Origin of the sequence: Mesorhizobium sp. M7A.F.Ca.US.011.01.1.1 (assembly GCF_003998295.1) — a bacterium.
Lineage (GTDB): Bacteria > Pseudomonadota > Alphaproteobacteria > Rhizobiales > Rhizobiaceae > Mesorhizobium.
Genome location: NZ_RZRT01000007.1, coordinates 130,469 through 144,241, shown reverse-complemented (window position 1 = coordinate 144,241; position 13,773 = coordinate 130,469). Strand labels below are relative to the sequence as shown.

Annotated in this window: 8 protein-coding genes; 4 read left to right on the top strand and 4 right to left on the bottom strand. The window is 63.1% G+C overall.

The window, feature by feature from the left end; genetic code table 11:
• Positions 1-14 precede the first annotated feature (14 nt).
• Entirely contained in the window at positions 15-2,321 is a 2,307-nt protein-coding gene (locus EOA13_RS11475; protein ID WP_127292607.1) for a xanthine dehydrogenase family protein molybdopterin-binding subunit, read from the bottom strand.
• Between the two features lie 156 nt (positions 2,322-2,477).
• Between EOA13_RS11475 and pepN the strand changes: the two genes are divergently transcribed.
• From pepN to EOA13_RS11455, 4 genes are all read left to right on the top strand, one after another.
• Positions 2,478-5,123, top strand: coding sequence for an aminopeptidase N (pepN, locus tag EOA13_RS11470; RefSeq protein ID WP_127292604.1), 2,646 nt, complete (start codon positions 2,478-2,480; stop codon positions 5,121-5,123).
• A gap of 175 nt (positions 5,124-5,298) precedes the next feature.
• The gene (locus EOA13_RS11465; protein ID WP_127292601.1) at positions 5,299-7,620 is read left to right on the top strand and encodes a PAS domain-containing sensor histidine kinase; all 2,322 of its coding nucleotides are present in this window, start codon (positions 5,299-5,301) and stop codon (positions 7,618-7,620) included.
• A 107-nt stretch (positions 7,621-7,727) separates the two neighbouring features.
• Positions 7,728-7,988 carry a type II toxin-antitoxin system prevent-host-death family antitoxin gene (locus EOA13_RS11460; protein WP_023812822.1) on the top strand — a complete coding sequence of 87 codons (261 nt, stop codon included), beginning with the start codon at positions 7,728-7,730 and terminating at the stop codon, positions 7,986-7,988.
• Positions 7,985-8,422: a type II toxin-antitoxin system PemK/MazF family toxin gene (locus tag EOA13_RS11455; protein ID WP_127292598.1), complete on the top strand. Its 438-nt coding sequence runs from the start codon at positions 7,985-7,987 to the stop codon at positions 8,420-8,422. The genes EOA13_RS11460 and EOA13_RS11455 overlap by 4 nt, the downstream gene beginning before the upstream one ends.
• A 52-nt stretch (positions 8,423-8,474) precedes the next feature.
• Here the strand turns inward: EOA13_RS11455 and EOA13_RS11450 are convergent, their stop codons facing one another.
• The 3 genes from EOA13_RS11450 to EOA13_RS11440 are packed head-to-tail and all read right to left on the bottom strand — an operon-like array spanning position 8,475 to position 13,595.
• Positions 8,475-11,435, bottom strand: coding sequence for a bifunctional [glutamine synthetase] adenylyltransferase/[glutamine synthetase]-adenylyl-L-tyrosine phosphorylase (locus EOA13_RS11450; protein ID WP_127292596.1), 2,961 nt, complete (start codon positions 11,433-11,435; stop codon positions 8,475-8,477).
• A complete protein-coding gene (locus EOA13_RS11445) occupies positions 11,435-12,913 on the bottom strand; it encodes a HAMP domain-containing sensor histidine kinase (protein ID WP_023812819.1) in 1,479 nt (492 codons plus the stop codon). Before EOA13_RS11445 ends, EOA13_RS11450 begins: the two co-directional genes overlap by 1 nt.
• 7 nt (positions 12,914-12,920) lie before the next feature.
• A complete protein-coding gene (locus tag EOA13_RS11440) occupies positions 12,921-13,595 on the bottom strand; it encodes a response regulator transcription factor (RefSeq protein ID WP_023812818.1) in 675 nt (224 codons plus the stop codon).
• Positions 13,596-13,773: the final 178 nt, after the last annotated feature.

Here is a 13,773-nt window from a genome sequence, read left to right as displayed (position 1 = left end):
GCCGGGGCCTGCTGTCACGCTCCCGACGCTTCTCGGATCGTCGCCCAGATACGCGCCGGCGTTGCCGGCATGTCGATGTGCTTGACGCCATAAGCGCGCCAGAGCGCGTCGGTCACCGCATTGAGTGCCGCCGGCGTCGAGCCGATGGTGCCGGCCTCGCCCGCGCCTTTGATGCCGAGTGCATTGGTGGTCGAAGGCACGTTGCGGGTCTCGAAATGGAAGAACGGGAAATTGTCGGCGCGCGGCATGGCGTAATCCATGAAGCTCGCCGTCAAAAGCTGTCCATCCTCGCCATAGATAGTGTCTTCGGTCAGTGCCTGGCCGATGCCTTGCACGACGCCGCCATGCACCTGGCCGGCGAGCAGGATCGGATTCACGGTGACGCCGAAATCGTCGACGATGGTGTAGCGGACGATCTCGGTCGCGCCGGTGTCGGGATCGATCTCGACCTCGCAGATATGGGTGCCGTTGGGATAGGTGCATTCGTCCTGCACGAACTCGCCAAAGCCCTTGAGATCGTCTGATGTCTTGGCGGCCTTGGCGATGGCGGAAAAATCGATCGAGCGATCGGTGCCGACGATGCGGGCAACACCATCAGACAGCTCAATGTCGCCGGCCGAGGCTTCAAGCTCGTCGGCGGCGATGCGTTTGATCTTGTTGGCCAGATCCTCGCCCGCGCGGGAAGCCGATACACCCCCCAGCGGAATGGAGCGCGAGCCGCCAGTGCCACCGCCGGCCTTCAATTCGTCGGTGTCGCCCTGGCGGACATGGATCTTGTCGATGTCGAGATTGAGCTTTTCCGACAGGAACTGTGCATATGCGGTGGCGTGCCCCTGCCCGTTGGTTTGGGTGCCGATCTTCAGCGTCACCGTGCCATCGCCATTGAGTTCGACGAAGGCCGGTTCGGAGCCCGGGAAGGCACAGGCCTCGATATAGGTCGCCATGCCGAGACCGCGGATTTTTCCGCCGGCCTTCGATTGCGCCAGCCGCTCCGGAAACGCTTTCCATTCGGATTGCTCAATGGCGCGCTCCATATGGCCTTCGAATTCACCGGTGTCGTAGAGGCGGCCGGTTTGCGTCCGATAGGGAAATTGCTCCGGCCGGATGAAGTTGCGGCGGCGGATCTCCTCGACGGGCAGGCCGAGATCGTGGGCGCAGGCATCGACCAGCTTTTCCAGCAGGAAGGCTGCTTCCGGTCGGCCGGCACCGCGATAGGCGTCGACCGGGCAGGTGTTGGTGTAGAGGCCGGTCACCGAGACGTCGAGCGCCTGGATATCATAGACGCCGGTCGACATGGTGACGCCGATATAGGGGATGAACGGACCATATTGCGAGATATAGGCGCCGATGTTGGCGAGCAGGTCCACCTTCATGCCGAGAAAGCGGCCGTCCTTATCCAGCGCCATCTCGGCCGTGACGAAATTGTCGCGCCCTTGCGCGTCGGTCAGGAAGTGTTCCGTGCGGTCGCCGGCCCATTTCACCGGGCGGCCAAGCCGCTTTGCCGCTTCCAGCACCAGCGGATATTCGCGGTAGACGAAGCTCTTCGGCCCGAAACCACCGCCGACATCAGGCGTGATGACGCGCAGCTGGTCCTTCTTGATCTTGAACACGCTGGCCAGGATATACTGCATGGAGTGCACGCCTTGCGACCCGGTGGTCAGCACGAAGCGCTTCTCCTCGACGTTCCATTCGCCGATCGCGGAGCGCGGCTCCATGTAGTTGCACACCAGCCGGTTGTTGACGAACTCGATGCGGGTGACATGGGCGGCCTTGGCGAAAGCCGCTTCGGTCTTTTTCCTGTCGCCCATGTGGTAGCTGAAGGCGCGGTTGGAACCAAGCTCCGGCCAGACCAGCGGCTTGCCTTCGGCAAGTGCATTTGCCGTCCCCGAGGCCGCGTCTTCGCCGTCGTAGTCGACATCGATCAGTTCGGCGGCATCCTGCGCCAAGGCTCGGCTGTCGGCGACGACGAAGGCAACGGCATCGCCGACATAGTTGACGCGGTCGCGGCACAGGATCGGGATGTCGCGCGTCGGAGCCTTGGTGCCGTCCGGCTGTTCCTGCATGACGCCGGATTTCAGATCGCCGAGATGGGCAAGATCCTTGCCGGTCAGCACCAGATGGACGCCAGGTGCCGCCTTCGCCGCCTCGGTCGAACCGATGGTGAAGCTGGCCTTGGCGACCGGCGAGCGCAGGACATAGCCATGCAGGACGCCAGCCGGCTGGATGTCGTCGGTATAGCGGCCCTGGCCCTGGATGAAGGCGGCATCCTCGCGCCGCAGCACGGATGCGCCCATGCCGAATTTCGGTGTGACGACGGTCATGGATGCCTCGTGATGATGACAGGAGAAGGAACGCCTGAAATAGGCATTGCCTCAGTTTTGTCGAGGGGCGGTTTCGTGTAAAGAGCGCGGACTTCAAATTTCTTGGACCAGCGGACACAATCCGCCGCCAACGCAATCGACAGGAAAACCCACGGAATGCGCACGGACACCGGCCAGGTCTTCAAACTCGAAGACTATCGCCCCAACGACTACCTCATTCCGAAAACCGACCTTACCTTCCGCCTTTCGCCAGACGCAACGCGTGTCACCGCCGTGCTCACGATCGAGCGCCGTGAGGGTGTCTCCGTGTCGGCACCCTTGGTGCTCGATGGCGACGGGCTGACGCTGAAGCGCATCGAGGTCGACGGCAAGAAGGCAAAGCCGGCGGATCTGCTAGCGAGCCCAGATCAGCTGACCATCCTCAAGCCGCCGGCCGCGCATCGCTTCCAGTTGCTAATCGAGACCGAACTGGCGCCGGCCGGCAACGAAGCCCTGATGGGCCTCTACCGCTCGAGCCATGTCTACTGCACGCAATGCGAAGCCGAGGGCTTTCGCCGCATCACCTATTTCCTCGATCGTCCCGACATCCTGTCCGTCTACACGGTGCGCATAGAGGCAATGCGTGACGAAGCGCCGCTGCTCCTGTCCAACGGCAATCCGGTCGACAGGGGCGACCTCGGCGACGGCTGGCACTATGCAGTGTGGCACGACCCTTTTCCCAAGCCGTCCTATTTGTTCGCGCTGGTGGCCGGCAATCTCGGCCAGCTTGCGGACAGTTTCGTCACGCTATCGGGCCGCACGATCGAACTCGGCATCTATGTCGAGCCCGGCAAGGAGAAGCTGGCCGGCTACGCGATGGATGCTCTGAAGCGGTCGATGAAATGGGACGAGGAGGCGTTCGGCCGCGAATACGATCTCGACGTCTTCAACATCGTCGCCGTGTCCGACTTCAACATGGGCGCGATGGAGAACAAGGGCCTCAACATCTTCAACGACAAATATGTGCTGGCCGACCGGGAGACCGCGACGGACGCCGATTTCGCCAATATCGAGGCGATCATCGCGCATGAGTATTTCCACAATTGGACAGGCAACAGAATCACTTGCCGCGACTGGTTCCAGCTCTGCCTGAAGGAAGGCCTGACGGTTTTCCGCGATCACGAATTCTCTGCCGACCAGCGTTCGCGCGCGGTCAAGCGCATCGCCGAAGTGCGCACCTTGCGCGCCCACCAGTTTCCCGAGGACCAAGGCCCGCTGGCGCATCCGGTGCGGCCGCGCCGCTACCGCGAAATCAACAATTTCTACACCGCGACGGTCTACGAGAAGGGCTCCGAAGTGGTGCGCATGATCCGCACAATTCTCGGTGCCGACGTCTTTCGCGCCGGCATGGACCTCTATTTCGAGCGACACGACGGTGACGCGGCGACGATCGAGGATTTCATCAAGGTGTTCGAGGATGCGTCCGGCCGCGACCTGTCGCAGTTCGCGCTCTGGTATCATCAGGCGGGAACGCCGAACCTGACGATCAGTTCGACGCACAATCCGGCGGCGCGGGAGTTCACCCTCGAAATCGAGCAGTCGGTGCCGCCGACACCCTCCGAAAGCCGCAAGCGGCTGATGCACATCCCGCTGGCTTTCGGCCTGATCGGCGCCGGCGGCAAGCCTGTGCCGTATAGCGGCGTCGAGGGCGCCAGCGTCGAGGACGGCGTCATCCATATCCGCAAGCGCCGCCACATGGTGCGGTTCTCAGGCGTCACTGAGCGCCCGGCCGTGTCGCTCAACCGCGGCTTTTCGGCGCCGGTGACATTGTCCGTCGAGCAGAAAGCCGACGACCAGTTCTTTCTCGCCCGCCATGACAGCGACGCCTTCTCGCGCTGGCAGGCCTTCAACACATTGCTGACCGATGCGCTGATATCAGCCTTCCGCGAGGTCCTCGGCGGCAAGCAGCCGGCCTTTGCACCGCGGCTGATCGAACTCGCCGGCAGCATCGCCGGCGACGATACGCTGGAGCCGGCCTATCGAGCACTGGCGCTGGCATTGCCCGGCGAAGCCGACATCGCCCGCGACATCGGCAGGAACATCGACCCCGATGCCATCTATGCGGCTCGCGAGGCACTGGCGCTGGCGATCGGCACTGCGAACCGGGACGTTTTTTCGGGCCTCTACCGCGGCCTTGATGACAGAGAAGCGTTCAGCCCCGACGCGGCGAGCGCCGGACGACGCGCCTTGCGCAACACCTTGCTGGATTATCTGTCGCTGCAACCTGGTGGAGCAGCACTCGCCGCCGGGCATTTCCAGTCGGCGACCAACATGACCGACCGCGCGGCAGCACTTGCCGTGCTCGCGCATCGTCACCACAGTTCGCCCGAGGCGGTCGAGGCGCTGGCGGCTTTCGAGACGACCTATGGGTCCGACCCGCTGGTCATGGACAAATGGTTCCAGATCCAGGCCAGCGTTCCGGGGCCGCAAACCGTCGACACCGTGAAGGCCCTGACCAACCACCCGGCCTTCTCGATGGGCAATCCGAATCGAGTTCGCTCGCTGATCGGCACCTTCTCCAGCGCCAACCAGACCGGCTTCCATCGTGCTGACGGCGAAGGCTACTGGTTCTTTGCTCAGACTGTGCTCGAGGTTGAAAAGCGCAACCCGCAAGTGGCAGCCAGGCTGGCGACGGCGCTCAGATCGTGGCGTTCGCTCGAACCTTTGCGGCAAGCCAAGGCCAGGGAAGCGCTGCTGTCGATCGCCGGCGCCGAAAACCTATCGGCGGATCTGCGGGATATTGTCGAGCGTACGCTGGCATAAGCGGGCGCCCGGCAAGAGACATTGGGCCGTTTCGGCGTTATTTTAGTCGATTTTTAATCTTTTTTCGCCGGACCACTGGACAAGGCGAATCACCTTTGATTCTTTACTGACGATTCGGATGTGCGGCGTTTGCCGGATCACCAAGCAGCATAGGCAAATTCGGGGAGTGCCATTTATGGCGAAGGCGGACGCGTGGGGCGCGCCCGGAGGGACGGTTTTTGCGCATCGCGAGACGCGCGGCGACGGTCTTGCCGGGAATACGCGGCTCATCGCCGAACCGGCCTACCGGCGGCTTCTGGCCGCCGAGCCGCTGCTGCGCCGATCAATACCCGTCCTCATCATCACCTTCCTGATCGTCATCGCAGCGCTGCGCGTGCTGTCACTGATGAACGAGCGCGACGATGTCGAGCGCAATGCCAAGGCGATCCTGACGCTGGCGGCGGGCCAGTTGGCCAGTTCGCTCGCCACCACCTCGGAAACGGTGCCCGGCGCCATACAGGATCTGCTGGAGACCACCAGCCGCCAGGGCGCGATGGGCCGCAGCCATGTGCTTGTCATCACCGACAGCGCTTTCAAGATCGTCGCGGTGACGCCGCGCTCCACGCCATGGCAGGGCCATTCGCTCGACGGCCTAGTCGAGGGCGGCCAGCCCTTGTTCATGTTCGGCGATCGTGCCGGCGTCATGGACGTCAACATCGACGGACGGGACTGGTATGCGGCGGTCAGCCTGGCGGATGGCGGAAAGGGCGCATCGGCGGCCCTGGTGCCACAGGACGCGGTTTTCGATGCCTGGCGCAAGACCGTTTCGCTGAACGTCACCCTGTTCGTGCTGACGGCCGGCGTGCTGATCGTCATCCTCTACGCTTATTTCGGTCAGGCCGCGCGTGCGCAGGCGGCCGACCGCATCTACCTCGAAGCGCATCAGCGCATCGACATGGCGCTGGTTCGCGGCCGCTGCGGCCTGTGGGACTGGGACATGGTGCGCGGCAAGATGTACTGGTCGCGCTCGATGTACGACATGCTCGGCTACAAGCCGTGCGAAACGATGCTGTCCTTCGGTGAGGTCGATCAGATCATCCATCCCGAGGACGGCGACCTGTTCGAGCTCGCCAACAGAATCGTCGCACGCGAGATCGATCACATCGACCAGGTGTTCCGCATGCGCCATGCCGACGGCCAATGGATCTGGATGCGCGCACGGGCACAGGTCATCGATCCGGAAGCGCCGGAGATCCAGCTGATCGGAATTGCCGTCGACGTTACCGAACAGCGTCATCTGGCGCTGCGTTCCGAGGCTGCCGACCTTCGCCTCAGAACGGCGATCGAAAACATCAACGAATCCTTCGTGCTGTGGGATTCGGCGCAGCGCCTGATCATGTGCAATTCCAAGTACCAGCAGGATAACGGGCTTTCGGACCGTGACGTGATGCCAGGCACCGCGCGCGCGGCATTGGAAGAACGCATGCTGGCCTTTGCGTCCGAACGGCGGCTTGCCCACACCAGCGGCCTGCAAGGCGGTGCCTCTTTCGAGCGGCAGCTGGCCGATGGCCGCTGGCTGCAAGTCAACGAACTGAAAACCCGGGACGGCGGTATCGTCTCGGTCGGCTCCGACATCACCCAGATCAAGCTGCACCAGGAGAAGCTGGTCGACAGCGAGCGCCGGCTGATGGCGACGATCCATGATCTCAGCCTCGCCCGGCGGGCGGAAGAGGAGCGGTCGCGCGAACTGGTCGACCTCAACCGCAAATACATGAAGGAAACCGAGCGGGCCGAAGCAGCGAACCGAGCCAAATCCGAGTTCCTGGCCAACATGTCGCATGAATTGCGCACGCCGCTGAACGCCATCATCGGCTTCTCCGAACTGATGGAACAGGGGCTGTTCGGCCCACTCGGATCGGAACGCTACGAGGAATATGCCACCGACATCAACAGCAGCGGCAAATATCTGCTGGGCGTCATCAACGACATTCTCGACATGTCCAAGATCGAGGCCGGCCAGTTCTCGCTCGACCGGGAAGAGATAGACCTCGGCCCGCTGATCAGCGAAACGGTTCGCGTCGTCTCGCTGCAGGCGGCGCAAAAGGCCATCACCGTGGAAACGCGCATTGCCGATGCGCTGACGCTGGTCGCCGATCGCCGCGCGATCAAGCAGATCGTCATCAACCTTTTGTCCAATGCGGTGAAATTCACCGGCCAGGGCGGCCACATATCGGTCAGGGCCCGCAACACATCCGGCGCGTTGGTGCTGACGATCGAGGACAATGGCTGCGGCATCCCCAAGGAGGCGCTCGGCAAGCTCGGACGGCCTTTCGAGCAGGTGCAGAACCAGTTCTCCAAGAGCCATGCCGGGTCGGGCCTTGGCCTTGCCATCTCACGTTCGTTGGCCGAGCTTCAGGGCGGCGCGCTGAAGATCCGGTCGAGCGAAGGTGTCGGCACGATCGTGTCCGTGCGCATTCCCGTGAAGAAGGCCGCGCCGGCGATCAGGGTTGCAGCGTGAATATTTTATCACCATCCCAGGCCTGATCCCACCTCATGGACGCAAGGTGAAACGCTTTGACAAAGTTATCTATTTTATCTACCTTAGATAAGAAAGGAGACTTTGTCATGCGAGTGACTTCAACAGAATTCCAGCAGAATGTCGGGCGTTTTCAGGACGCTGCCCAGCGTGCGCCGGTCGCAATCACAAAGAATGGCCGGACCCACACGGTACTCCTGTCGGCGGCGATGTTCGAGGTGTTGGTCAAGGGACGAGTCGCCCGTAACGCGGAAGAACTGGACGATGAGACGCTGAACGCCATCGCCGAAAGCGCCGTACCGAGCGAATATGCCGGGCTCGATGCGATGCTCAAAGACTGGACACCGTGAGCCTGCCCAAACCTATCCCGGGTCTGGTGATTTCCTATTCTTACCTCTGGGTGAGAGAACACGAAAAGGGTACCGAAGAAGGTCGCAAAAACCGACCATGCGCCATTGTCGCCGCGCGCCGGGTCGTGGAGGGCCATGAAGTCATAACGGTCGTTCCGGTCACACACTCGCCACCGGCTGATCCTGCCGATGCAGTAGAAATACCTGCGCCACTCAAAGCCCATCTCGGCCTCGATGACACGCCGTCATGGATCGTCGTGACCGAAACCAATGACTTCCTCTGGCCGGGTCCCGATCTCAGGCCCATCGCGGGAAGCAAACCGTCCCGATTCGACTATGGTATGCTGCCGCCGCGCTTCTACGCCTATCTGCGGGAGAGAATTTTGCAGGCTCACGCACGCCGCGCGCTCCGGCAGATTCGGCGAACAGAGTAGCTGCATGAGACTGGAAAACACGAAACGTCTTCAATTCCAAGGGACGATCACTTCACGGTGATCCCGAACGAAACAAAAGATGAAAGTCCTTCCTGACCTTCTGCGACGTCTCCTTGAGGTGTGCTTCCAGCACACCGAAATCCGGCAAGTCGGTCACCGCCAGAAGCAGATCCGAAAGCCCCGGCGGAACGTCGTCGCGCTCAAAGGCTCCGGTGAGGCACAGCCGCGTCATCTGGGTCAGTGCAAGATAGAGCGCGTAGGCATCGCCAAGCTCCTGCCTTATCCCGGCATCGGCGAAGCCCGGTGCGAGGCGCGACAGGATCTCGGCGGTGCCGGTGGCGCGGCGCCCGGTCTCGACCTGCCCGGTAATGACGGCCACCTGGGCGATGAATTCCAGATCGATCAATCCTCCGGGAATAAGCTTGATGTCCCAGAGATCGCGCGGCGGCTTTTCCTTCTCGATCATAGCCCGCATGTCCGCAGCCTCGGCCATCACCTTGGCGGCGTCGCGCGGCTGTCCAAGCACCGTCGCCACTTCCGCTTCAACCTCGCCGCACAGGCTGGCGTCGCCGGCAATGGCGCGGGCGCGGGCCAGCGCCATGTGTTCCCAGGTCCAAGCTTCCTGGCGCTGGTATTTCTTGAAGGCATCGATATGGGTGGCCACCGGCCCCTTGTTGCCGGACGGCCGCAGGCGCAGGTCGAGTTCGTAGAGCACCCCCTCCGCCGTCGGCGCGGACACCGCCGCGATCAGCCTTTGCGTCATGCGGGTGTAGTAATGCGAAGGCGCCAGCGGCTTGTCGCCGTTGGACTCTTCGGCATCCGGCGCGTGGTCGTAGAGCAGGATCAGGTCGACATCCGATCCGGCAGTCAACTCGCGGCTGCCGAGCTTGCCCATGCCGAGCAGCGAAACCACGCCGCCGGCAATGATGCCGTGGCGTGCCGCGAATTCGGCCGTCACCGCCTGCAACGCAGCCTCGATGGTGAGATCCGCCAGATCGGAAAAGGCGCGGCCGGCCCGCGCCGGATCGATCGAGCCGGCGAGCAGCCGGACACCAATCAGGAATTTCTGCTCGGAGGCAAAAATGCGCAGCCGGTCGAGCACATCCTCGTAAAGTCGGTCGCCCTCGACGAAGGCGGAAAGCCGCGCCGACAGATAGGCGCGGTCCGGTAGTTCGGTGAGCAAGGCCGGGTCGAGCAAACCATCGAAGACATGCGGCCTGCGGGTGATGATCGCCGCCAGCCGGGGGGCGGCCCCCATGATCGTCGCCAGAAGCTTCAGCAGGGCAGGATTGGACTGCAGCAGGGAGAACAGCTGGATGCCAGCCGGCAGGCCGGCGAGAAACTCGTCGAAGCGCATCAGAGCTTCGTCGGCCCGGCGCGTCTGGCCGAAGGCGCGCAGCAGCGCCGGCGTCAGTTCCGTCAGCCGCTCGCGTGCCTCCGCCGACTGGGTGAGGCGATAGCGGCCGAAATGCCAGCCACGGATGACGCGGCAGATGTCGCTTGGCCGCTGAAAGCCGAGCCCGTGCAAGGTCTGCAGCGTATCGGGATCGTCGACATCGCCGGTGAAGACCAGGTTGCCGATGCCGGTCGATAGTTCGGGTGCTGTTTCGAACAGTGCCGCGTAGTGGCGTTCGACCTGCTGCAGCGAGGCACGGAACGCTTGGGAAAAGGCAGAAGCGTCGGCAAAGGCGAGCATGCGGGCGATGCGCTCCAGGCCTTCATCATCTTCCGGCAGCGTGTGCGTCTGCTCGTCGGCAACCATCTGCACGGCATGTTCGACGCGGCGCAGGAACCAGTACTGGCGGGCAAGCGCATCCCGCGCCTCGGCGGTGATCCAGCCGCGGGTCGCAAGCTCACCGAGCATCGGCACGGTCTCGCGGCCACGCAGTTCAGGGAAGCGTCCGCCGGCGATGAGCTGCTGGGTCTGGACGAAGAACTCGATCTCTCGAATGCCGCCGCGGCCAAGCTTGACGTTGTGGCCTTTGACCGCAATCTCGCCATGGCCCTTGTGGGCGTGGATCTGGCGCTTGATCGAATGGACGTCGGCAATCGCCGCGTAGTCCATGTATTTGCGCCAGATATAGGGCTGCAACTCCTTGAGGAAGGCCGCACCCGCGGCCAGATCGCCTGCCACCGGGCGTGCCTTGATCATGGCGGCGCGCTCCCAGTTCTGGCCGCGCGCCTCATAGTAGCGCAGTGCAGCCTCAACGGGGATCGCCAGCGGTGTCGAACCGGGGTCTGGGCGCAGTCTCAGATCGGTGCGGAAGACATAACCGTGTTCGGTGCGGTCCTGCAGGATGCGCACCAGGCGGCGCGTCAGCCTCGAAAACAACTCGGTGGCGTCGAGCGGATCGACGACGGCGGGCGCTTCCGGATCGAAGAAAACCACCAGATCGATGTCGGAGGAAAAATTCAGCTCATGCGCGCCGAGCTTGCCCATGCCGAGCAGGATCCAGCCCGACTGTTTCGATGGATTGCCGACATCCGGCAGTTTGAGTTTGCCCTGGCCATGCGCGTCACGCAGCAGGAAGTCGACGGCCGCACGGGTGCAGGCGTCTGCAAGATCGCTCAATCGCCGGACCGTCAGCGCCGTTTCGGCCTCGCCGGCAAGATCGGCCAGCGCGATCAGGAAATGCGCCTCCGCCTTCCACTGGCGCAGCTCCATCATCAGGCCGGATTCCGAGACTGCTTCGGTTAGATGCACCTGGTCGATGGCGGCGCCGATCGCCTTCAGCCGAGCCTCGATCGTCTGCTCGAACAGCCCGTCCAGGATTTGCGGCCGGCGACGTGCGGTATCACGCAGGAACGGCGACAGATCGAAGACGGCGGCAAGGAAATCCTGGCCCTCCCCTTTGCCTGCCAGGAACTTGGCCAGCCGCGTCAGTCCTTCTTCGCGCGCGGCGGAAGCGATCTCGGCCAGTTCCAACCGCGCACGGTCCTTGTCGAGCGGAGCAAGCTTGGCAGCCGGCTTCAGCAGCCATCCAGTCTCCACCCGCTTCGCTGCAGCGCTCATCAGTGATCCTCCCGAGCCGGGAAACTCATGACCACGGATAGTCCAGGATTGCCAGGCAAGAGTTCAAGCCGGCCATTGTGGAACGTCATGACCGCCTTGGCGAGGCTGAGGCCAAGACCGGAACCCGGCTGCGAACGGCTCTTCTCCAGCCGCACGAAACGTTCCGTGGCGCGGGCGCGGTCGCCATCGTCGGGAATGCCGTGTCCATTGTCGGCAACGGACAGGCGAACGTCCGCACCGGCTCGCTCGAGCGTGACGCGCACCGCCGGCTGGGCATTGGCGCCGGTGGAATATTTGATGGCGTTGTCGACGATGTTCGACAGCGCCTGGCCGATCAGTTCGCGGTTGCCGTTGACGGACACCGCCTCGCGCGCGTCTGCTTCCAGTGACACGCCTGCCTCTTCCGCCACCGGCTCGTAGAGTTCGACGACATCGCGCACGGCCTCCGCCAGATCGACGCGGTTGGTGTTCTCCGAGGAGTAGCCAGCCTCCAGCCGGGAGATCATCAGGATGGCGTTGAAGGTTTTTATCAACTGGTCTGACTCGGCAATGGTGCCTTCCAGCGCCTGCCGGTAGTCGGTAGGCTTTTGCTTGCCCGAAAGCGTCGCTTCGGCCCGGTTGCGCAGCCGGGTCAGCGGCGTCTTCAGATCATGCGCGATGTTGTCGGAAACCTGCTTCAGGCCTTCATTCAGCGCGGCGATCCTGGCCAGCATGGCATTGAGATTTTCGGAGAGCCGGTCGAACTCATCGCCAACCCCCGTCACCGGCAGCCTGCCCGACAGATCGCCGCCCATAATGCGGCGGCTGGCTTCCGACACGCTGTCGATGCGCTTCAGCGCGGCGCGGCCGACAAAAAACCAGATCAGCAATCCGCCCAGCCCCATCATGCCGAGCGCCAGCATCAGCGCACGGCGGATGACCGCACGAAACCGCTCCGGCTCGCCAAGGTCGCGGCCGACCAGCATGATCATCTGGTTCGGCAGCCGCAGCACCAGCGCAATGGCGTTGTGGCCCTTTTCGCCCTGCGCCTGCGCATCGTTCTGCTCGGATTGGGTGGTGGTACCCTGCTCGGCGGGAAGGTTGCGCAGGCGCTCGAGCTCCCCCTCGCCAAAGCGCTGATAAGAGAACGGACTGCTGGTCCAGCCTTCGTTCTCGAGAACGCCCGGCTCCAGGCTCTGCACATTGCCGGTCAGGATTTGGCCGTTGGCGTCGGCGATCAGGTAAAGGTTGGCGCCGGGCTGGCGCGAGCGCTGTTCCACCACGCGCACCAGGATCGGCAGGCCACCGCGCTGGTAGGCGCGGGCAAGGCCGAGCACTTCGTCATTGATGGTCTCCTGCGTCTGCGCGGTCAGCATTCGCGCCGACAGCGACGTCATGTAGAAGACGAGTGCCACCGCGCACAGCGCGAAGAGCAGGAAGTAGAGCGCCGAAAGCCGCGCTGCCGTCGTCTTCATGATGGCTGGCACGGAAAGAGCCATGCCGCAGCTAGCCGCTCTTCAGCATATAGCCGGCGCCGCGAACCGTATGCAGGATGGGCTTGTCGAAGCCCTTTTCGATCTTGCCGCGCAGCCGGGAGACATGAACGTCGATGACATTGGTCTGCGGATCGAAATGGTAGTCCCAGACATTTTCCAGCAGCATGGTGCGTGTCACCACCTGGCCGGCATGCCGCATCAGATATTCGAGCAAGCGGAATTCACGCGGCTGCAGCGTTATCTCGCGTGACGCACGGCGGACCGAATGCGACAGCCTGTCGAGTTCGAGATCGCCGACGCGGTAGACGGTTTCGGCTTCCTTGGCACTGGCGCGACGGTTCAGCACCTCGACGCGGGCGAGAAGCTCGGAGAAGGCGTAGGGCTTTGTCAGGTAATCGTCGCCGCCGGCGCGCAGCCCCGTGACCCTATCATCGACCTCGCCGAGCGCCGACAGGATCAGCACCGGCGTCGTGTTGCCCCTGGACCTGAGACCGGCAATGACCGACAGGCCGTCGCGACGCGGCATCATCCTGTCGATCACCATCACGTCGTAGTCGCCGGCGTCGGCGAGCGCAAAGCCGGTTTCGCCGTCACCGGCGACATGAGCGGTGTGACCGGCCTCGGCAAAGGCTTTCTGCAAGTAATCCGCAGCCTCGCGATCGTCTTCTATGACGAGAATCTTCATAGGGCTGTTATACGCGATTTCGCCGGAAGGTTGAGTGGCAGACATCTGCATTGTGGCCTTTGCCAAAGCGCACCGCGATCAAGATTGCCCGAAGCCGTGCGCGATAAAGCTGCTCGCCGCCGATGTCATTTGCATCGGATCGCGGAAGCGCTTTTGAAAGTGTGCGGCAGCGGACGAT

Coding starts and splice junctions, on each gene's coding strand:
- pepN (WP_127292604.1), top strand. CDS start 2,478: ATGCGCACGGACACCGGCCAGGTCTTCAAACTCGAAGACTATCGCCCC.
- EOA13_RS11445 (WP_023812819.1), bottom strand. CDS start 12,913: ATGGCTCTTTCCGTGCCAGCCATCATGAAGACGACGGCAGCGCGGCTT.
- EOA13_RS11440 (WP_023812818.1), bottom strand. CDS start 13,595: ATGAAGATTCTCGTCATAGAAGACGATCGCGAGGCTGCGGATTACTTG.
- EOA13_RS11475 (WP_127292607.1), bottom strand. CDS start 2,321: ATGACCGTCGTCACACCGAAATTCGGCATGGGCGCATCCGTGCTGCGG.
- EOA13_RS11460 (WP_023812822.1), top strand. CDS start 7,728: ATGCGAGTGACTTCAACAGAATTCCAGCAGAATGTCGGGCGTTTTCAG.
- EOA13_RS11465 (WP_127292601.1), top strand. CDS start 5,299: ATGGCGAAGGCGGACGCGTGGGGCGCGCCCGGAGGGACGGTTTTTGCG.
- EOA13_RS11450 (WP_127292596.1), bottom strand. CDS start 11,435: ATGAGCGCTGCAGCGAAGCGGGTGGAGACTGGATGGCTGCTGAAGCCG.